The following is a 22348-nucleotide window of genomic DNA, read 5'->3' as shown; positions in this document are numbered from 1 at the left end:
TTTGTGTATCTGAAATGATAAAACAATAATTTTATCATACAATATGTGGTAAAAAAAAACAAGGTCTCGGTTGCGGACAAAAAGAAAAAACTATATAATAGAATAATGGACGAAAAAAGGATAACAACAGATCAGACTACAATAAGAATAAATAAATACCTGAGTGCGGCAGGAGTATGTTCAAGAAGAGAAGCAGACCAGCTGACAGATGCCGGACGGGTTACGGTTGCAGGAAAAGAAATCGGTACTGGAGAAAGGATTCCAGCAGATGCAGAGGTTTTTTTGGATGGCAGACCGGTGAAGGCAGAGACCAGGCAGGTACTTCTGCTTTTTTATAAGCCAAGGGGTATTGTGTGCAGTACAAAAAAGCAGCGACAGGAAACGACAGTAACAGAGTTCCTGGATTATCCGGTGAGAGTATATCCGGTAGGACGTCTGGACAAAGATTCAGAGGGACTGCTTTTACTGACGAATCAGGGTGACTTGGTTAATCGTATCATGCGTGCAGGTAACTACCATGAGAAAGAATATGAAGTAACCGTGGACAAAAAAATTACAGAAACTTTTATCAGAAAGATGAGCAGTGGTGTCCCGATTCTGGGGACTGTGACACGACCATGTACGGTATATAAGACCGGTGATAAAAGCTTTTCTATCATATTAACACAGGGATTGAATCGCCAGATCAGAAGAATGTGTGAATATCTGGGATATCATGTATGTACATTGAAACGTATCCGTATCATGAATCTTACACTGGACGGCCTGAAATGTGGAGAATATCGGGAAATATGTGGAGATGAATGGAAGAAACTGAATGAACTGATACGGGATTCTTCCAGTGAGACAGTAATCAGAACAGGAGGACAGCATGGAAACATCAGCGGCAGAACAAATAAAAGAACTGGTGCAGAAGCTGAACGAAGCGGCAAAGGCATACTATCAGGAAGACCGGGAGATCATGAGCAACAGAGAGTACGACGCACTGTACGATCAACTGGAAAAAATGGAAAAGGAAACAGGAATCGTTCTGGCAGACAGCCCAACTGTTAATGTGGGGTATGAGGCAGTCGATGTACTGCCAAAGGAAACGCATGAGTCTCCAATGCTTTCGTTGGATAAGACTAAGGACAGAGACGTTTTAAGAGCGTTTATCGGGACACATCCAACCTTGCTTTCCTGGAAGATGGATGGGCTTACGATCGTTCTCACATATGAAAATGGAGAATTGCTTAAAGCCGTTACCAGAGGAAATGGTACCGTGGGAGAGGTAATTACAAATAATGCAAAAGTATTTAAGAACATTCCGCTGAAAATTGCGTACCGGGGCAGACTGGTCCTGAGAGGGGAAGCCATCATTACTTATTCTGATTTTGAAAAGATTAATGATACGATCGAAGATGTAGATGCAAAGTACAAGAATCCTCGAAATCTCTGCAGTGGTTCGGTTCGACAGCTGAATAATCAGATCACGGCAGAAAGAAATGTACGCTTTTATGCATTTGCTCTGGTTTCTGCGCAGGATGTAGATATGCATAATTCCAGAAAATATCAGATGGAATGGCTTAGAAGACAGGGATTTGAAGTAGTAGAATATCGTATGGTCACAGGAGAGAATCTGGACGAAGCAATGGATTACTTTGCACATGCGATCGAGAAAAATGATTTTCCATCAGATGGGCTCGTTGCATTATATGATGATATTGCCTATGGAGAATCACTCGGAAGTACTGCGAAATTTCCCCGGAATGCGTTTGCTTTTAAATGGGCCGATGAAGTGAGGGAGACGACACTTCGTGAAATTGAATGGAGTCCTTCAAGGACAGGTCTCATTAATCCGGTTGCCGTATTTGATCCGGTCGAACTGGAGGGAACGACAGTCAGCCGTGCCAGCGTGCATAATGTGAGTATCGTGAAAGATCTGCAGCTGGGAATTGGGGATACGATCCAGGTATATAAAGCAAATATGATCATTCCACAGATTGCTGAGAATCTGACACGAAGTAGTAATCTGGAAATACCGGAAATCTGTCCGGCGTGCGGTCAGGAAGCCAGAGTGATCAGGGAAAATGATGTAGAGGCACTTTACTGTATGAATCCGGACTGTGCGGCAAAAAAGATCAAGGCATTTACTTTGTTTGTAAGCAGAGATGCCATGAATATTGACGGACTGTCAGAGGCAACGCTGGAAAAATTTATTGCAAAAGGTTTTATACACAACTTCGGAGATATCTTTGAGATAGAAAAGTTTCGTGATGAGATCGTAACGATGGAAGGCTTTGGAGAAAAGTCCTATGAAAACCTGATGAACAGCATTGAGAAGGCAGAAGAAACAACACTTGCAAAAGTAATCTACAGTCTTGGAATCGCAAATATCGGACTTTCCAATGCAAAAGTAATCTGTCGGCATTTTGATGATGATCTGGACAAGATCCGTTCAGCAGATGAAGAAGAAATCAGTGCGATCGATGGAATCGGACCGGTCATAGCAAAGAGTCTGACAAAGTATTTCAGTAATCCGGAGAATAATCAAAAAGTAGATCATCTGCTGAAATATCTTCATATTAATAAGGAAGAAATTTCCGGTGAGCAGATCTTTGCAGGAATGAACTTTGTCATTACCGGAAGTCTGGAACATTTCAGTAACAGAGGAGAAGCCAAAAATCTGATCGAATCACTGGGCGGCAAAGTAACCGGTTCGGTGACGGGTAAGACAAATTATCTGATCAATAATGATGTGACTTCGAATTCATCAAAAAATAAAAAAGCCCGGGAACTTGGAATTCCGATTCTGTCAGAGGAAGATTTCCTGAAACTGGCAGAAAGATAAAAGATTATATCAGATATGAGATGACTCCACCTCTGCAGGTGGTGAGCAACAAAATTATATCAGTGGCGGGATTCTTGAAAAATTTGTAATTGGACAAAAGGAGGAACAGAAAATGCCGATTAAGATACAGGGAGATTTACCGGTAAAAGAAATTCTTGAAAGAGAAAATATATTTGTCATGGATGAGGGAAGAGCGGTACACCAGGACATTCGCCCACTTCAGATTCTGATCCTGAATCTGATGCCTCTGAAAGAAGAAACAGAACTGCAGCTTCTGCGGTCTCTGTCAAACACACCATTACAGGTGGACGTGACTTTTATGGCAGTTGAGAGCCATCAGGCAAAAAATACGTCTGCCAATCATCTGAATAAATTTTATCAGACTTTTTCGGAACTCAAAGATATGAAGTTTGATGGAATGATCGTGACAGGAGCACCGGTAGAACAGATGGAGTTTGAAGAAGTGGATTACTGGAACGAGCTGACAGAGATCATGGACTGGACAGAAAGTCATGTGACATCTACGATTTTTCTGTGCTGGGCTGCACAGGCAAGTCTGTATCATTTTTACGGACTTCAGAAACGTCAGCTCGATCACAAAATGTTTGGTCTCTTCTGGCACAAAGTTCTGAATCGTAAGATCCCGCTGGTCAGAGGATTTGATGATGCTTTTCTTGCACCACATTCCAGACATACAGAGGTTCCAATCGAAGATATCCGTGCATGTAAAGATATCACGATTCTTGCAGAATCTGAGGAGGCGGGGCTTTTTCTTGCAATGGCGCAGGGGGGACGTAAGATTTTTGTCATGGGACATCCGGAATATGACCGTGTGACACTGGATGGAGAATATAAGAGAGATGTAGGAAAGGGACTTCAAATCGATCTTCCGAAGAATTATTACAAAGATAATGATCCGGAAAACAGACCGCTGCTTCTCTGGAGAGCTCATGCCAATAATATGTATACAAACTGGCTGAATTATTACGTATACCAGAGTACTCCGTTCGACCTGATGGGAACACCGGATTTTGACAGCATTTCGTTTGAGTAAAAAGGCCGAGTAATTTGATGGATTAAAGAATATTATAAAGAAAGTGCGAAACCTGGAGAATATTTCCACCGGACTTCGCACTTTTTTGGTGTACAGGACAAATATGGTAGTGTATAATAGATTTAAAGCATTGAAAATATAATATGTAGGGGGAAAATGAAATGGATGGTTCGATGTTTATCGGAACATGGTGGTCACTGGTACCGCCATTGCTGGCAATCGTGCTGGCATTAGTAACCAAGGAAGTGTACAGTTCGCTTTTTATCGGAGTGGCAGCAGGGGCACTGCTGTATACCGGCTTTCATCCGTGGAATGCATTTGTGGCATTCTTTGATATCATGAAGAACAGTATGAATCTGAATATTTTGATCTTTGATGTACTGCTTGGAATGATCATCGTCCTGATGTCAAAATCAGGCGGATCGGCAGCTTATGGCAAATGGGCGGGAAGTAAGATCAAGACTAAGAAAAGTGCAATGCTGGCAACGACAGGTCTTGGCATACTGATCTTTGTGGATGATTATTTTAACTGCCTGACAGTTGGTTCTGTTATGAGACCTGTCACAGACCGTTACAAGGTATCCAGGGCCAAACTGGCATATATTATTGATGCAACAGCTGCACCGGTATGTATTATCGCACCGATTTCCAGCTGGGCGGCAGCTGTCAATTCTTATGTGCCGGATGATGCTGGTATTACAGGATTTCAGCTGTTCCTGTCAACGATTCCGTATAATCTGTATGCGATTCTGACACTTGTGATGGTAGTTTTCATCATCATGACCGGACTGGATTTTGGTCTGATGAAGGTACATGAACGCAATGCGGCCAGAGGAGATCTTTTTACTTCAGGTGGAGAGGAATTTGATCAGGTTAAAGACGAAGAAATCTCAGCAAATGGAAAAGTCATCGATCTTGTGCTGCCGGTACTGGTACTTATCGTATCTGCAATCGGGGCAATGATCTATACAGGATTCCTTGGTGGAGCAACAGATATCGTGACTGCTTTTTCTGGTTGCGATGCAGAGACCAGCTTGATCTTTGCTACGATGATCACGGTATTTTTTATGCTGATTCTTTATCTTCCACGCAAAGTGGTTACCTTTAAGGGATTTATGGACAGCTTTGTAGAGGGATTCAAGATGATGATTCCTGCAATTGCAATTCTGATCTTTGCATGGTCACTGAAAGGCATGGGCGATGCACTGGAAATCAGTACTTTTGTCAAAAATATCGTTGGAAGTAATACATCTGCAAGTGTGATCCTTCCGGCAATCTTGTTTGTAGTTGCTGTGTTCCTTTCTTTTTCAACAGGAACAAGCTGGGGAACTTTTGCAATCCTGGTTCCGATCGCGATCGCAATGTTCCCGGGTTCTGAAAATCTTCAGATGATGATCATTTCTGTATCAGCAGTTCTGGCAGGAGCAGTCTGTGGTGACCATGTTTCTCCGATTTCTGATACTACAGTTATGTCTTCAGCAGGGGCACAGTCAAATCATATCAATCACGTAACTACGCAGATGCAGTATGCAGCAGTAGTTGCAGTGATCTCCTTTATCGGGTATATCATTGCCGGATTTGTACATATCTGGTGGGTGGTTCTTGGAATCAGCCTGATCCTGCTTCTGCTTACGCTTACAGTGATCAAAAAAATCACATTTTCCAAAGAAGAGGAGACAAAAGCAGGTGCGTAAGATTCAGGTACCATATATTGACCAGAGCATAAAATATCCAACCGGATGCGAGAGCGTTTCGGCAGTTATGTTATTGAAGTATCTTGGCTATGAGATTACGGTAGATGAGTTTATTCAGAACTGTCTTGAGTGCCGAGAGATGGAAATACGGGATGGTGTTCTGTACGGCCCGGATCCGAACAAATTTTTCTGTGGAAATCCTTATGATGAAGAATCTTATGGGATTTATGCGAGAGGACTTCAGAAAGCGCTTGCAAAAGCCGCAGGGGATCATTATGAATTTCCGGATGAGACGGGAACATCGACAGAGACACTTCTGAAAAAGTATATCGATCAGGATATGCCGGTGGTATTCTGGGCATGTATCAACATGCGTAAGGAAATTCCGGGACCGGAGTGGAAACTTCTGGATACAGGAGAACGATTTTGCTGGACCTCAAACGAACATTGTATGCTGCTGGTGGGATATGATGAAGAAAAGTATTATTTTAATGATCCGTATGATAACAATGGAGTAGTTGGATATCCAAGAACACTGGTTGAAAAAAGACATGCTGCGCAGCACAGTATGGCGCTTGGTGTCTTGAAAAGATGATTTTGTACCAAAAAGTGTCAGGATTTTATAAAAACTTTATTTGAATTAAAAAAGTAAATCTGCTATAGTAGATATGGTTACGGTAAACTGTTTTTTATTAGAGAAAGAAGTGTTTATTGTGCGTAAGAAATCACACATATTATTGGCAAGGTATCTGGCAGATCAGATGCCGGCTAATGAAAGTTTACAGTCACATAGAAAAGCATTTTGTCTTGGCAATATCCTGCCGGACATCCAGCCTTCATTTGTAACCAAGAGACATGAGTATTTCGGTACTTTTGATGAGGTTCAGGGTAAGATACGACGACTGGTTCAGTCAGGGGCCGGATATAATGACAGGGTATTCTGGCGGAGATCCGGAGAGGTCATGCATTATATAGCAGATTATTTTACTTTTCCACATAATAAGACGTTTGATGGTACACTTCATCAGCACAACACCTATGAAAAGCATCTGAAGAACGAGCTGAAAGCATTTGTTCTGGAAGGTAAGGCTGATGTGTATACGGAGAAGGAAATCCATTTTGAGACGCTGAATCAGCTTCTACAGTACATTAAGGAACATCATAGGAGATATCTGAACTGTAAGAGAAATATAGATGATGATATTCATTATATCCTCACTGTGTGCTATCAGGTATTTCAGGGACTGTTTCAGTTATGCCGGAAGAATGGCATAGCAGATTATGCTTATGCAGTTATGTAAATATGAAAAGAATGTGAATTTTATCCAGAAACCGTCGGGGAATTTATCCCGGCGGTTGATTTTTATGGGAATTTATGCTAAACTAACCACAGTTATTGTGTAAGTGAGTTAGCAGTGAGAAACATACCTTTATAAGGGGAATAAAGATATGTTCTTGACAGAAGGGAGCAATTTTACCAGAATGAAGAACAAATATCTGACCAGAAGTTTATGTGTAACAATTTTATCTGCAATGGTTTTATCAAGTCCGATGTCAGTCATGGCTGCGGATGAGCATATAGAAACTGCAAGCGATTTGGGCGATGGAAGTGGTGAGGTAATCTCTGATGGAAGTGATACACCGGACACACCGGCACCAGAACCGGACACACCGGCACCGGAGCCAGATACGCCGACGCCAGAACCGGATACACCAACACCGGAACCAGATACGCCGACACCGGAGCCGACTGTGACACCATCGGATCCAACTGCAACACCGGAGCCGACTGTGACGCCATCGGATCCAACTGCAACACCGGAGCCGACTGTGACACCATCGGATCCAACTGCAACACCGAGTCCGGCACCGACAAATGTAACAGAATCTGAAGCTGCAAAGAATCTGGTAGCAAAGATCAATGCACTTGCGAAGGAGACACTTACAGTAAATCATGCGGCAAGGGTAAAAGAACTCAGAGCAGAATATGACAGCCTGCCGGAAGACCAGAAGAAGTTTGTTACAAATTACGATCTTCTTGTTGGTTTTGAAAGCAAGATTGCAGAATTGCAGAAGAATCAGAAGGATGCGGGGAATGCAACAGATATTTCTGATGGAAGTGGAAATGTTACAGGCAAGACAGGAACACCGGTTTATTATGTGTCGAACCTTCATGCAGGCAAAGAATTTTATCTGGACAGTCTGAAAAATAATTATCAGCTTTCTTTTTCTGATGATTTTTCTTCTGTGATGGATGAAATTGAAAAAGAATATAAAGAAAAAAACAAACTGACAGACGCTAGCGACAGCAGGGCTGACGGCCTGACGACTTCAGCAGATTCTCTGCTCGTGCGTAACTGGCAGGATATCCTGGCAATCTATGTTTATGAGCAGAGCCAGGAAGGAAACACGGAGTTCACTCTTGATTCATCAGCGAAGGATGAACTGGCAAAGATCTTTGCTGAGATGAATCCGGTTGTCCGTGATAAAGAAAGCATTACACATGTTTCTTATGGAAACTATCACATTAACCATTATATTAAACAGAATAATATTTCACAGGAAAACAGGACAGTACTTAAGAAATATGTAGAAACAGATTGCAAGCTGCTCTGTGCGATCGTTACAGATGCGAAAGGATTTGTACGTCAGAGTGTCGGGGATGATGTTTCTGAAGAACGTGTAAATGTCATTACTGCAGCATATTCACTGGTAGGTGAAGTTGGATATTTCTGGGGCGGCAAATCAACGCAGATCGGTAAAGACTCCAGTTGGGGTTCTGCCGAAAAAGTATCTGCAGCAGGCAGTGCCAGCAGTGGAACTGTCCGTGCATATGGTCTTGATTGCAGTGGATTTGTTACATGGTCAGTGATCAATGGATATCTGAATCAGGGTATGCAGAGCAGTGTGGGAGACGGTACTTCTGAACAGTGGGAGAATGCCAATGTTGTCAGTGAACAGGATGCGCAGCCGGGTGACCTTGTATTCCAGAATGGACCGGAAGCAGGCAGTAATAACCATGTAGGTATTATCTGTGGCAAGACAGATGCAGGCGACTGGATCGCAGTACACTGTTCTTCTAGTAAGAATGGAGTAACAGTTGGAGAAGCTTATGGTGCAAGTTTCCGTTATATCCGTCAGCCTTCCTTCTATCCTACACAGACGGAAGTTGCAGAGATGGAAAACCAGGGTGCAAGTGCAGACAATGCAGAGACAGATCTGATAACGGATAATATAACAACGTCAGCAACACTTGTGGCAGAAACAACAAACTCTCTCAGTGATGGATTGAATGTGAAGGATACAGCAACACATGATACAGCGGAAACAATTACAGCACCTGCTGATGCGGCTGAGGATGTTGAGATAACATTTGAGGATATGAGTGATGAATCCGAAAATCAGACGACTTCCAATTATGCGACGGGTAGTGTGGAAGTGACAGATACGCTGGATGAAATCCTGAATCAGAATGTTTCGGTTTCCGGAAGTTCTGCGGAAATTCTTCCGCAAAAACCGGATAACAGTGATATTCAGGTTACTTTTGAAGATTGATGATAAACAAGGCCGGACGATTCGAAAGAGTCGTTCGGTTTTTTACAGCAAGCTCTTTTATTGATGGCAGAAGTCTGATAATATAAGACTGTACAGGAGATAAGGGAGTGACAGATGAAGAAAAAAAGAAGATTTGGACGCAGAGTTTTCTGCGTTTTGATTGTCCTGTTTATGGGTGTCATCTGGCAGAGTGATCTTCTTTCTCAGGAACCTGCTGAAGTCAGGTCATTAAGAAAACAGGAGATTCTGCAGACCGATGACAATTACAGGGAATATTATTTTGGATTGCTGACAGAAGATGAGAAGAAAATATATCGTGAAATGCTGAGTGGAATACAGGAGAGACAAGATGAGTTTTATCTGACATCTTCGAATGAACGGCTGATCAGCAAAGTTTACCATGCATTGCTGAAGGATCATCCGGAACTTTTCTGGGTGCACAATCGTGAGGAAGTATATACGACTGCGTATAAAGGAACTGATTATTGCAGATTTTCACCTGGATATACGTATACAGATCAGGAAATTCAGGAAATTATGGCATTCATGGAACATGCGCTGGAAGAAGTGAAAGAGCAGATTACACAGGATATGTCTGCTTATGATAAGGTCAAAACAGTTTATACGTATCTGATAGATTATGCAGAGTATGAAGCATCGGAGGATGACCAGAATATTGCAGGCATTTTCTGGAAAAAGAAAGCTGTGTGTGCCGGATATGCGAGGGCGGTACAGTATCTTTTGGAACAGCTTGGAGTTCCGTGTATTTATGTAGAGGGAAATGCGAGGAACGGTGATGAAGGACATGCCTGGAATATCGTAGAAATTAACGGTGAGCAATATTATGTAGATGCTACAAACGGGGATCAGCCGGCATTTCTGGAAGGCGGTGCGGTTTCTCTGGAAGAACATAAGACAACAATTTATGATTATCTGTGTCCTTTTCCACAGGAATATGAGCAATTATATACAGCATCCGATGAATTTCCGGTTCCGGAGTGTACTGCGACGGATCTTAATTTTTATGTGCTGAATCAGGCATGTTTTGATACATATGATGAACAGCAGATTTATGATTTCTGCTGTATGCGTCTTGAGAACGGAGCTGCGGTAGTACGTTTCAAATTTACTTCGCAGGAAGCTTTTGACGAAGCATGTCAGCAGTGGATACAGGAAGGATATGTTCAGAAAGTTGCTGAATATTATCTGAAAATGTATGGGCTCAGTACAGTAGAGTATCATTATGGTATTCTGGATAATCTGAAAACGATATATTTTATGTTTTAGAGGAGATATTTTTATGAATGATATTTTGCAGCAGATTATGAATATGATTGAGAATACGCGGACAGTACCGTCTATATCCAGTTTTTCGATGATCGGTTTTACAGTACTGCTGATTTTTGGAGTGATCAACTGTATTCTGGGATATCGGCTTCTGCGTTTCTGGATGATGCTCTGTGGTTTTGTCATTGGAGCTGGAATTGGATTTGGTGCAGCGTATACCGGTGGTGTGACAGAGAAATATATGTATGCGGTTTTTATGGTTGGAGCGGGTGTACTACTGGCCGTGATCGCATTTGTGAGCTATAAGATTGGAATTTTTATTCTGGGAGCAGGCATTGGAATTGGACTTGGTATTTATGTTTTTCATCCAACTACTTCGTTGGTATTCTTTTTCTGTCTCCTTCTGGGAGTGGGACTTGGTGTGTTGGCTATGAAGCAGGCGAGGGAAGTTCTGATCATTGGGACAAGCCTTCTGGGAGGTGCGATGGCAGGCTTTTCTGCTGCAAAATTAGGCGGACTGGCGGATATTCCGTATGGTCTGGGACTGAGTGCAGGATTTGCACTTCTTGGAATGCTGATTCAGTTTGCGACAAACAGGCGCAAAGATGATGACGAGGAAGAAGAGTACGAAGAGGATGCGTATAACGATGGACAGGACAGTTCTGATTATGTGGATTTCAGGGATTATATGCCACAGAAATCAGAAAGAAAGGCGCAGAAAGAAGTCAGAAGAACATCGGCACAGAGACAAAATGTGAAGCATACTCCGGGAAGAGCGCAGAACAGTTCTCATAAAGCATCTCGGAGTGCGCAGCAGGTAGATTTCAGACTTGAAAAAAATAAAGGAAGAAAACATAAAAAGGATGCGGTGGCACCTGAATCAGAAAAAACAATTCCGTACCGACCGAGAAAGAGCAGACAGAAAGAAATTGATCTTCCGCTGGGATCTTTTGATACAGAAGATTCCTATCATCCAATGAATGATGACTATGAAGAACCGGTTGTAATTGATGAGGATGAACTGGATGAGGAAGTGCTGAGAGAAATGATGGACGAAGACGACCGGGAGGGAGAAGAACTCTGGAAAAAGATATCCAGACGTGATGATACACATAAAAAAAGAAAGTAACAGTAAAGATGCCGGGTAGAAGGCAGGAAAGAAGGACAACATGGCAAAAGAAGCTAAGACAAATGCGATGAGAATGCTGGATCGTCAGAAAGTGAAATATGAAGCATTTCCATATGAATGTGATGAGTTTATTGATGGACTTCACAGTGCAGATCTGATTGGGGCACCATATGAACAGTCTTTTAAAACACTGGTTATGGAAGGGAAAAGCGGCGGATACTATGTATTTGTAGTACCGATCGAAAAAGAAGTGGATCGTAAGGCGGCTGCGAAAGCAGTTGGAGAGAAGGCTGTGGATATGATCCATGTTAAAGATATTCTGAAAATTACAGGCTATGTAAGAGGCGGCTGCAGTCCGCTTGGAATGAAAAAACCATATCCGGTCGTGTTTGATGCATCCGCGGGTGGGTTTGAAGAAATATATGTAAGTGGAGGCCGCGTCGGACTGACGCTGAAAGTTCCGCTTGTTGCACTTTTGAAAGTGACAAATGGAAAACTGGCGGATATCACAATGAAATAAAAAATACTGTAAACAGTAAGCTACAAAAGCTCCCGATCATTAAAAACGGGAGCTTTTGCCATGCAGTAAAACTGCAGTATGAAATTCTAGTTATCGGCAGCATCTTCTTCGTTAACCTGGAAGACGTGACGTTTCTTCGCCATTTCGTCGCTTGCCAGATATTCATCATAGGTGGTGATCTTGTCAATCAGCTTACCGTCAGGAAGGATTTCCATGATACGGTTGGCGGTTGTCTGCACGAACTGATGGTCATGGGAAGTAAAAAGGATAACTCCCGGGAATTTGATCAGTCCATTGTTCAATGCAGTAATAGATTCCATGTCCAGATGGTTGGTAGGTTCATCAAGAATCAGGATATTAGCACCGGAAATCATCATTTTGGACAACAGGCAACGGACTTTTTCACCACCGGAAAGAACACGTACTTTTTTTACGCCGTCTTCACCAGGAAAGAGCATTCTGCCAAGGAAACCGCGGACATAAGTAGCATCTTTGATTTCAGAATACTGTGTCAGCCAGTCTGTGATCGTGAGATCATTGTCAAATTCCTGTGTATTGTCTTTTGGAAAATATGCCTGAGAAGTGGTGACACCCCATTTGTAACTTCCTTCGTCTGGCTCCAGTTCACCGACAAGGATACGGAAAAAAGTAGTAATGGCCTGTTCATTGGCACCAACAAATGCAACTTTATCGTCATGACCGAGAGTAAAGCTGATATTGTCCAGAACTTTTACGCCATCAATAGTCTTGGAGAGGTTTTCGACCATAAGCACTTCATTGCCGATCTCGCGGTTTGGACGGAAGTCGATGTATGGATACTTGCGACTGGAAGGACGCATATCATCCAGCTGGATTTTTTCCAGTGCACGCTTACGGGAGGTTGCCTGTTTGGATTTGGAAGCGTTGGCACTGAATCGGGAAATAAATTCCTGCAGCTCTTTGATTTTTTCCTCTTTCTTTTTGTTGGCTTCTTTCATCTGTTTGATAAGAAGCTGGCTGGATTCAAACCAGAAATCATAGTTTCCGGCATACAGCTGGATCTTGCCATAGTCAATATCGGCAGTATGTGTGCAGACTTTATTAAGAAAATAACGGTCATGGGATACAACGATGACAGTATTGTCAAAGTTGATCAGAAATTCTTCGAGCCATTCGATTGCCGGAAGATCCAGATGGTTGGTAGGCTCGTCGAGAAGAAGAATGTCCGGATTGCCGAACAGAGCCTGCGCAAGAAGAACTTTGACTTTCTGGCTTCCGGTCAGGTCAGCCATCTGTGTATAGTGGAGCTCGGATTCGATGCCAAGTCCGTTCAGAAGAGTAGCAGCATCAGACTCTGCCTCCCATCCGTTCATCTCTGCGAATTCACCCTCAAGTTCGCTGGCACGGATACCGTCTTCATCTGTAAAATCTTCCTTTGCATAGATCGCCTCTTTTTCCTTCATGATTTCATAAAGTCTGGCATTTCCCATGATAACGGTATCCAGTACGTTGAAGGAATCATATTTGAAGTGGTCCTGCTGCAGGAAGGAGAGTCGCTGGCCAGGAGTGATCACAATATCTCCATTGGTCGGTTCGAGCTGCCCGGAAAGGATTTTAAGGAAAGTAGATTTACCGGCACCGTTTGCTCCGATCAGACCGTAGCAGTTGCCTTCGGTAAATTTGATGTTGACATCCTCAAAGAGGGCTTTTTTGCCAACACGTAAAGTGATATTATTTGCTGAAATCATAAGGTACCTCTTTTCTTCATTATGGTTTCGAATTAAGTTTTCGATCATTGAACAGTAACTGGCCTGTTTTTGGCCATTCACTCCCATTTTACAGTAAAGTGGAGAATTTGCAAGCCTTAAATCATAAAAACATTGAATTTACACAGAGGAATTGCTATAATTTAAGAAAGTTTGTTGGAGAGTTACGGGTAACGGAAAGAGGAAACAGAGTATGTTGATAACCAGAGAATGCGATTATGCTGTGCGGGTGCTCCGCGCAATGGCAGAGGAAAAGAGAGTCAGCGTAAATGAAATCTGTGAAAAAGAACTGATCACAGCACCTTTTGCATACAAAATACTGAAAAAACTGCAGAAATCAGGAATGGTCAGAGGGTATCGTGGTGTTCATGGGGGATATTCTCTGAACTGTGATCTTGATCAGATAACACTTTATGATGTTTATACAACGATCGATCCGGGAATGTTTATCATTGACTGCCTGGAACCTGGCTATGACTGTGCCAGGAACAGCGCAGACGGACAGAACTGTTCTGTTCACTGTGAACTCGCGGAAATTCAGGAAGAACTGTGCAGGATGCTGAAGCGAAAATCCCTGAAAAAACTTATAAATGGCTAACTTTTTTGTATGTAAATAGATACAGAAAATGCGTAATCCCGATTGGACAATCGCAATAGTGTATGATATAATAACCAATGGACTTTTAGACCGTTTCAGTGGTCTGAAATAAATAAAAATTTTCATCATACCTTTAAGGAGGAAAACAAACTATGGCAAGAAAGATGAAAACCATGGATGGTAACCATGCAGCCGCTCATGCTTCTTATGCATATTCAGATGTAGCTGCTATCTACCCGATCACTCCTTCATCTGTTATGGCGGAAGCAACAGATGAGTGGGCAACTCAGGGAAGAAAGAACATCTTTGGACAGGAAGTACAGGTTACAGAAATGCAGTCTGAGGCAGGTGCTGCAGGTGCAGTACACGGATCTCTGGCAGCAGGTGCCCTGACAACTACTTATACTGCATCCCAGGGTCTTCTTCTGATGATCCCGAACCTTTACAAAATCGCTGGTGAGCAGCTTCCGGGCGTTATCAATGTATCCGCTCGTGCACTTGCTTCTCATGCACTTTCCATTTTCGGAGATCATTCCGACGTTATGGCCTGTCGTCAGACCGGATGTGCAATGCTCTGCGAATCATCTGTACAGGAAGTTATGGACCTGACACCAGTTGCTCATCTGGCAGCAATCAAAGGTAAAGTTCCGTTCATCAACTTCTTCGATGGATTCCGTACATCTCACGAGATCCAGAAGATTGAAACATGGGATTATGAAGATCTGAAGGATATGGCAGATATGGATGCTATCCAGGCATTCCGTGACCATGCACTTAATCCGAATCATCCATGTCAGAGAGGTTCAGCTCAGAACCCTGATATCTTCTTCCAGGCAAGAGAAGCATGTAACCCGTTCTATGATGCTCTTCCGGCAGTAGTTCAGGAATACATGGACAAAGTTAATGAAAAGATCGGAACAGATTACAAACTGTTCAACTACTATGGAGCTGAGGATGCTGAACACATCATCATCGCTATGGGTTCCGTAAACGATACAATCGAAGAGACAATCGATTACCTTGCAGCAGCAGGCAAAAAAGTTGGTGTTGTTAAAGTTCGTCTTTACAGACCATTCTGCGCACAGGCACTGATCGATGCTATTCCGGATTCTGTAAAACAGATCAGCGTTCTTGACAGAACAAAAGAGCCAGGAGCACTTGGCGAGCCTCTGTACCTTGACGTTGTTGCTGCATTAAAAGACAGCAAGTTTAAAGATGTTAAGATCTTTACAGGACGTTACGGACTTGGTTCCAAAGATACTACACCGGCACAGATCGTTGCAGTATATGAGAACACAACAAAAGAAAAATTCACAATCGGTATCGTTGATGACGTTACAAACCTTTCTCTTGAAACAGGTGCTCCGATTGTTACAACACCAGAAGGAACTACAAACTGTAAGTTCTGGGGCCTTGGAGCTGATGGTACTGTAGGTGCTAACAAAAACTCCATCAAGATCATTGGTGACAATACAGATATGTACGCTCAGGCATATTTTGATTATGACTCCAAGAAGTCCGGCGGTGTTACAATGTCTCACCTTCGTTTCGGTAAGAAACCGATCAAATCCACATACCTGATCCACAAAGCAAACTTTGTTGCATGTCACAATCCGTCCTATGTAAACAAATATAACATGGTTCAGGAACTTGTTGATGGTGGTACATTCCTTCTTAACTGCGCATGGGATATGGAAGGACTTGAAAAACATCTCCCGGGACAGGTAAAAGCATTCATCGCTAACCATGATATCAAATTCTACACCATCGACGGTGTTAAGATCGGTATCGAAACTGGTATGGGACCAACACGTATCAACACAATCCTTCAGTCTGCATTCTTCAAACTTACAGGAATCATTCCGGAAGAGCAGGCAATCGAACTGATGAAAGCAGCTGCAAAAGCTACTTACGGACGTAAAGGTGATGACGTTGTTCAGAAAAACTGGGCAGCTATCGATGCCGGTGCAAAACAGGTTGTAGAAGTTAAAGTTCCGGAAAGCTGGAAAGATGCAGAAGATGAAGGTCTCTTCATGGCTCATGCAACTCACGGTGCTCAGGAAGCTCAGGACTTCGTAAACAACATCCAGTGCAAGATCAATGCTCAGGAAGGTAACACACTCCCTGTATCTGCATTTACAGAATATGTTGATGGTACTACACCATCCGGAACTGCTGCATACGAAAAACGTGGTATCGCAGTAAACGTACCGGTATGGCAGCCAGAAAACTGTATCCAGTGTAACCGTTGTGCATATGTCTGCCCGCACGCAGCAATCCGTCCGGTAGCACTGACAGAAGAAGAAGCAGCTAACGCTCCAGAAGGAATGGCTACTCTTCCGATGACTGGTATGAAAGATTATAAATTCACCATGACTGTATCAGCTTATGACTGTACAGGATGTGGTTCCTGTGCAAATGTCTGCCCAGGCAAGAAAGGTGCAAAAGCCCTTGCTATGGAAAACATGGAAGCAAACGCAGGACTTCAGAAATTCTTCGATTATGGAAGAGAACTTCCGATCAAAGAAGATGTTATCGCTAAATTCAAAGAAACAACTGTTAAGGGAAGCCAGTTCAAACAGCCTCTGCTTGAGTTCTCCGGAGCATGTGCAGGTTGTGGTGAAACACCTTACGCTAAACTGATCACACAGCTGTTTGGTGACAGAATGTACATTGCAAATGCTACAGGATGTTCCTCTATCTGGGGTAACTCTTCACCGTCTACACCATACACAACAAACGCTAAAGGACAGGGACCTGCATGGGCTAACTCACTGTTCGAAGATAACGCTGAGTTTGGTTATGGTATGCTTCTTGCACAGAGAGCTATCCGTGATGGCCTTAAAGCAAAAGTTGAAGCTGTTGTAGCAGATGGCAAAGACGAAGCAGTTAAAGAAGCTGGCCAGGAATGGCTGGATACATTCGCTGTTGGAGCAACCAACGGTGCAGCAACAGACAAACTGATCGCAGCTCTGGAAGCATGTGGATGCGACGCTGCTAAAGAGATCCTTGCTCAGAAAAACTATCTGTCCAAGAAATCCCAGTGGATCTTCGGTGGTGACGGATGGGCTTACGATATCGGCTTCGGTGGTGTTGACCATGTTCTTGCAAGTGGACGTGACATCAACGTAATGGTATTCGATACAGAAGTTTACTCCAACACAGGTGGACAGTCTTCTAAATCTACACCAACAGGTGCTATCGCACAGTTCGCAGCTGGTGGTAAAGAGACTAAGAAGAAAGATATGGCTTCCATCGCAATGAGCTATGGATATGTATACGTAGCACAGATCTCCATGGGTGCTGACTTCAACCAGACTGTTAAAGCAATTGCTGAAGCAGAAGCTTATCCGGGACCATCCCTGATCATTGCTTATGCTCCATGTATCAACCATGGTATCAAGAAAGGTATGGCAAAAGCTCAGACAGAAGAAGAACTGGCAGTTAAATGTGGATATTGGCACAACTTCCGCTTCAACCCGGCAGCAGACAAGAAATTTGCTCTGGATTCCAAGACACCGGATATGGAAAACTATATGGACTTCCTGAATGGTGAGGTTCGTTACAACTCCTTACAGCGTCAGAATCCTGAAAAAGCAGCTAGACTGTTTGCTAAGAACGAATCTGAAGCAAAAGCTAGATATGCATATCTGAATAAACTTGTAGCTATGTACGGCGAAGAAGAATAATTCAGAGCCATTGGCCGCGGTACTTTATGTACCGCGGCTTTTTTTTAGAAAAAAGGACAGGTACAGCATGAGTAAAAATAAAGAAAAATGCATCAAATGGAAAAACGCAGATTTTTATCTTTTTTATACACTTGCTTTTGCAGGAATTGCTCTTTTTTTGTATATGAGATTTTATCTGAATGGAAAATCTCTTGTATGGAGCCATGATGGAGTGCCACAGCACCTGAATTCACTTGCGTATTACGGAAGATATCTCAGAAAAATTTTGCACACCTTGTTTATAGAACATAAACTGTCAATTCCGATGTGGGATCTGAATATTGGATATGGATCTGATATTCTGACAACATTACATTATTATGTGATCGGTGATCCGCTGACATTGCTGTCGGTATTTTTCAAATCATCACAGACAGAATTTTTGTATGAATTTTTGATTTTTTTGAGAATCTATCTGGCAGGAATTGCCTTCAGCAGATATGCTTTTTATCATAAAAATTCAAAACAGGCTGTATTCATGGGATCTATGATTTATGTTTTTGCCGGATGGACGATTTATGCAGCCATGAAACATCCGTACTTTTCGAATCCGATGATCTATCTGCCATTTATACTGATGGGAATTGATAAAATATATAAAAAAGAAAAACCATATATTTTTATCTGGTCAGTCGCACTGGCAGGTCTGTCGAATTTTTACTTCTTTTACATGCTTGGAATCTTTATGGTGCTCTATGCAGCAGTTCGATATTTTGAACAGTTTGAGGATCGTTCCTTAAAAAATATAGGAAGATGGCTTGGGACTTTTTTTGTGTATTCGATAATCGCAGTCCTGATCGCAGCAGTGATCCTTCTTCCGGTAATTCTTCCGGTTCTTGGAACAGACCGGTTTAAAGCCCAAAACTATGTTCCGTTATTATATGATAAAGTTTATTATGAAAAATATCTTGGATGTCTGATTGGAGAAAACATGATCCAGTGGGGAGTTGCAGGATTTACTGCAGTTTCTATGACAGGTGTCTTTGTACTGTTTTCAAAGCGAAAAAAATATACAGCATTGAAAGTGGGATTTGTATTGCTGAATGCTTTTTTGCTTCTGCCTTATGCCGGACATGTGTTAAATGGATTTTCCTATGTCTCAAATCGATGGATCTGGGCGTATGGGATGCTGATTGCGTACATCTTTGTAAAAATATATCCGGAATTGTTTACACTGACTCTGAAGGAAAAAAGAAAGATATTTGTTATGCTTCTCATATACTGTGGAATTGCATTGCTTCCTGATGCGGCGCGCACACAGCGAAATATGATGGCGGTAATTTTTCTGGTAGCAGCAACGTTTACTGTATTGTCGTTTGGTTCTTTTTTTGTGAAAAAAAGAAATCTTACGATTATGGTGTCTGTTTTTCTGATCGCCGGAATTTTGTTTAATATTTATTATCAGTATTCTTATGAAAAAGATTATCTGTCAGAATTTACTGGGCAGGGAGAAGCATTGGATAAACTGGAGACAGGGACAGATCTTGCAGTCTTAGATACAGAAGATTCTTCGCTGTATCGTTATGATCAGATGGGGACGCATACTTATGAAAACTCGTCCATGCAGATGGGAACCAACAGTGCATCATATTATTTCAGCGTCGCAATCGGAAATATCAGTAATTTTTTTGATGAAATGTATCTGAATACGCCGAGAGAAGATAAGTACGATAATCTGGACAGTAGAACGATCCTGGATCGTCTGGCTGCTGTAAAATATTTTGTTGTCCGTGCGGGAGAAGAGGAATATCTGCCTTATGGATACAATAAAATGGCGGGCGAAGCAGAGAAAAAAGGGAAAACATATCGAGCATACGAATGTGACAATGCACTTCCATTTGGCTATACGTATGATTCTTATATTCCGAGAGAAAAATATGAAAAAATGTCTGTGATTGAGAAACAACAGGCACTGCTGCAGGGAGTTGTGCTGGATGAAAGTTCACTTCCGGAGACGGATCTGACCTTTAATGACAGTGAAGTCCCGTTTAAAATTACTACCGGGAAAGGCTGTCAGGAGAAAGACGGAAAACTGATCGTTACAAAAGAAAATGCGCAGGCAAGACTGGTGTTTGATGGTCTGGACGAAAGTGAAACTTACCTGATCACAGAAGGGGTAAACTATGAGGCACTTTCTCCGAGAGCAATGATCAGTGATAAAAAATGGGAAAATATGTCAATTTACGAACAGAATCAGGTGCTTCATGAGAACAGCAGTTGGCGTTACTGGAAGAAAAGTCAGAAAGCGTATATTGATGTGACCGGAAAGTTTTTAAACAAGACAATCAGAATTTACACAGATAAATATAATGCATATAGTGGAAAACATAATTTCCTCTGCAATGCAGGATACAGCCGGATGGGGAAAAATTCACTTACACTGACATTTCAGAATACAGGAGTGTATTCTTATGATGATCTGAAAGTGGTCTGCCAGCCTGTAACAAAAGTGGATGAACAGGTGAAGAAACTAGGAGAAGAATCTCTGCAGGATGTAAAAGTTGAGGATCATGAATTGACCGGAAAAATTTCTGTATCAAAACCGAAAGCACTTGTGATCGCACTTCCATACAGTACAGGCTTTACTGCCTATGTGGATGGAAAGAAAACAGATATTAAACAGGCAAATACCATGTATATGGCATTGAACCTTGCAGAAGGAGAACATGAGATCCGGCTTACCTATCATACACCGTATCTGTATACAGGGCTCTGCTTGACTTGTGCGGGACTGTTGTGCTACATTGGTGTGGTGTTGATTTACAAAAAGAAAAGAGGAAACAAAAAAGGATGAGTATATTATCAGTCGTACTTCCGGCTTATAATGAAGAACAGATGGTTGGCAAGACCTGCCGGGTGCTTCATGAAGTCCTGTCAGGCGCCGGAATTTCTTATGAACTGGTTCTTGTCAATGATGGATCAAAAGATAACACATGGAATGAAATATTAAAAGCAGGGGAAAAAGATCCCAATATCCTTGGAGTTCATTTTTCACGTAATTTTGGGAAAGAGGCAGCTGTTTTTGCAGGACTTGCGCAGGCATCCGGCGATGCGGTGGCAGTTATGGACTGTGACCTTCAGCATCCGGCAGAAACACTGATTGAAATGTACCAGAAATGGAAAGAAGGGTACGAGGTTATTGAAGGTGTAAAAAAGAGCCGAGGAGAAGAGAGTTTTCTTCATAAAGAAAGTGCCGGCTTCTTCTATGGAATCATGTCAAAAGCAACAAAAGTAGATATGCAGAATGCTTCTGATTTCAAGATGATGGACAGAAAAGTAGTGAACAGCATTCTGTCACTTACGGAGCGGAATATGTTTTTCAGAGCAACATCTTCATGGGTGGGATATAAGACAACCTATGTGGAATTTGAAGTGCATGAACGTGAAGCGGGAGAGTCCAAGTGGTCTACATGGTCGCTGATCAAATATGCTTTTACAAACATTGTTGCATTTACGACGGCTCCGCTTCAGTTTGTTACGGTTGGTGGAGGAATCTGTTTCGGGTGTTCTCTGATCATGATCATTTATTCACTGATCCAATATTTCAGAGGTCAGGCGATAGAAGGTTATACAACAACGATCTTGCTGCTGCTTCTGATCGGAAGTGCGATTATGCTGAGTCTTGGTGTGATTGGTTATTACCTTGCAAAGATCTATGAGGAAGTGAAACATCGTCCGCGATATATTGTGTCACAGATCGTGCGTGGAAACAAAGATGTAACGGGCAGTGTCAGACATGATGTGTAATATACAGGAGAAATAAAATGAAAAAGATCAAAGAACTGATTTCATTTTGCTACGGGAATGATGTGGTCAGATATGTGTTTTTTGGTGGATGTACCACACTGGTGAATCTGGTATGTTTTTATATATTGTGGAATCTCTGCCACTTAAATCTGAATATCGCAAATGTAATATCAATTATTGCGGCAATTATTTTTGCATACATAGTTAACTCAAAATATGTATTTCAGGATAAATGTGAGACATTGCGTGATCATATCCGGCCATTTTGCAAATTTATCAGTGCACGTCTTCTGACAATGGTAATTGAGGTTGGAGGTGTCTGGCTTCTTTGCGAAAAAATGGGAATGAATGGAATGGTTGGTAAATTCTGTACCCAGTTTATTGTACTTGCACTGAATTATGTATTCAGCAAATTTTTTGTATTTACTACAGGAAAAAAATAAAATACAGATAAGATCTGG

The 22348-nt window shown here is 42.2% G+C and carries 15 protein-coding genes and 1 pseudogene; 15 read left to right on the top strand and 1 reads right to left on the bottom strand.

Features of this window, described 5'->3' with window-relative positions; translation table 11 throughout:
• Positions 1-105 precede the first annotated feature (105 nt).
• The 10 genes and pseudogenes from LI112_RS09475 to ybaK form a co-directional block, all read left to right on the top strand.
• A pseudogene (locus tag LI112_RS09475) lies at positions 106-780 on the top strand (pseudouridine synthase); the annotation flags it as partial.
• 91 nt (positions 781-871) lie between these two features.
• Complete coding sequence (gene ligA / locus LI112_RS09470; RefSeq protein ID WP_055056726.1) at positions 872-2830, top strand: NAD-dependent DNA ligase LigA; 1959 nt, start codon at positions 872-874, stop codon at positions 2828-2830.
• Between the two features lie 112 nt (positions 2831-2942).
• A complete protein-coding gene (gene metA / locus LI112_RS09465) occupies positions 2943-3884 on the top strand; it encodes a homoserine O-succinyltransferase (RefSeq protein WP_227190621.1) in 942 nt (313 codons plus the stop codon).
• A gap of 161 nt (positions 3885-4045) precedes the next feature.
• A complete protein-coding gene (locus LI112_RS09460) occupies positions 4046-5578 on the top strand; it encodes a Na+/H+ antiporter NhaC family protein (RefSeq protein ID WP_144369572.1) in 1533 nt (510 codons plus the stop codon).
• Positions 5571-6173, top strand: a complete 603-nt coding sequence (locus LI112_RS09455; RefSeq protein ID WP_144369573.1) for a C39 family peptidase — start codon at positions 5571-5573, stop codon at positions 6171-6173. The genes LI112_RS09460 and LI112_RS09455 overlap by 8 nt, the downstream gene beginning before the upstream one ends.
• 118 nt (positions 6174-6291) lie before the next feature.
• Positions 6292-6879, top strand: coding sequence for a zinc dependent phospholipase C family protein (locus LI112_RS09450; RefSeq protein WP_227190620.1), 588 nt, complete (start codon positions 6292-6294; stop codon positions 6877-6879).
• Positions 6880-7060: 181 nt separating this feature from the next.
• Positions 7061-9133 (top strand): C40 family peptidase, encoded by a 2073-nt coding sequence (locus LI112_RS09445; RefSeq protein WP_227190619.1) that lies wholly within the window; start codon positions 7061-7063, stop codon positions 9131-9133.
• 114 nt (positions 9134-9247) lie between these two features.
• The gene (locus LI112_RS09440) at positions 9248-10420 is read left to right on the top strand and encodes a transglutaminase domain-containing protein (protein ID WP_227190618.1); all 1173 of its coding nucleotides are present in this window, start codon (positions 9248-9250) and stop codon (positions 10418-10420) included.
• 13 nt (positions 10421-10433) lie between these two features.
• Positions 10434-11549, top strand: coding sequence for a DUF4203 domain-containing protein (locus LI112_RS09435; RefSeq protein ID WP_005422375.1), 1116 nt, complete (start codon positions 10434-10436; stop codon positions 11547-11549).
• 40 nt (positions 11550-11589) lie between these two features.
• A complete protein-coding gene (gene ybaK, locus LI112_RS09430; protein ID WP_227190617.1) occupies positions 11590-12069 on the top strand; it encodes a Cys-tRNA(Pro) deacylase in 480 nt (159 codons plus the stop codon).
• Positions 12070-12155: 86 nt separating this feature from the next.
• Here the strand turns inward: ybaK and LI112_RS09425 are convergent, their stop codons facing one another.
• Entirely contained in the window at positions 12156-13796 is a 1641-nt protein-coding gene (locus LI112_RS09425) for an ABC-F family ATP-binding cassette domain-containing protein (protein WP_044924867.1), read from the bottom strand.
• A 211-nt stretch (positions 13797-14007) separates the two neighbouring features.
• Between LI112_RS09425 and LI112_RS09420 the strand changes: the two genes are divergently transcribed.
• From LI112_RS09420 to LI112_RS09400, 5 genes are all read left to right on the top strand, one after another.
• Entirely contained in the window at positions 14008-14412 is a 405-nt protein-coding gene (locus LI112_RS09420) for an Rrf2 family transcriptional regulator (RefSeq protein WP_005422380.1), read from the top strand.
• Positions 14413-14564: 152 nt separating this feature from the next.
• Complete coding sequence (gene nifJ / locus LI112_RS09415; protein WP_005422381.1) at positions 14565-18101, top strand: pyruvate:ferredoxin (flavodoxin) oxidoreductase; 3537 nt, start codon at positions 14565-14567, stop codon at positions 18099-18101.
• Between the two features lie 67 nt (positions 18102-18168).
• On the top strand, positions 18169-20934 hold the full coding sequence (locus tag LI112_RS09410) for a YfhO family protein (RefSeq protein WP_144369577.1): 2766 nt from the start codon (positions 18169-18171) through the stop codon (positions 20932-20934).
• Positions 20931-21887 carry a glycosyltransferase family 2 protein gene (locus LI112_RS09405; RefSeq protein WP_144369578.1) on the top strand — a complete coding sequence of 319 codons (957 nt, stop codon included), beginning with the start codon at positions 20931-20933 and terminating at the stop codon, positions 21885-21887. The genes LI112_RS09410 and LI112_RS09405 overlap by 4 nt, the downstream gene beginning before the upstream one ends.
• Positions 21888-21904: 17 nt before the next feature.
• Positions 21905-22330: a GtrA family protein gene (locus LI112_RS09400; protein ID WP_055065568.1), complete on the top strand. Its 426-nt coding sequence runs from the start codon at positions 21905-21907 to the stop codon at positions 22328-22330.
• Positions 22331-22348 lie beyond the last annotated feature (18 nt).

Source organism: Blautia sp. 210820-DFI.6.14 (genome assembly GCF_020558815.1).
Taxonomy (GTDB): domain Bacteria; phylum Bacillota; class Clostridia; order Lachnospirales; family Lachnospiraceae; genus Blautia_A; species Blautia_A obeum.
This window is presented reverse-complemented; position numbering and strand designations above follow the sequence as displayed.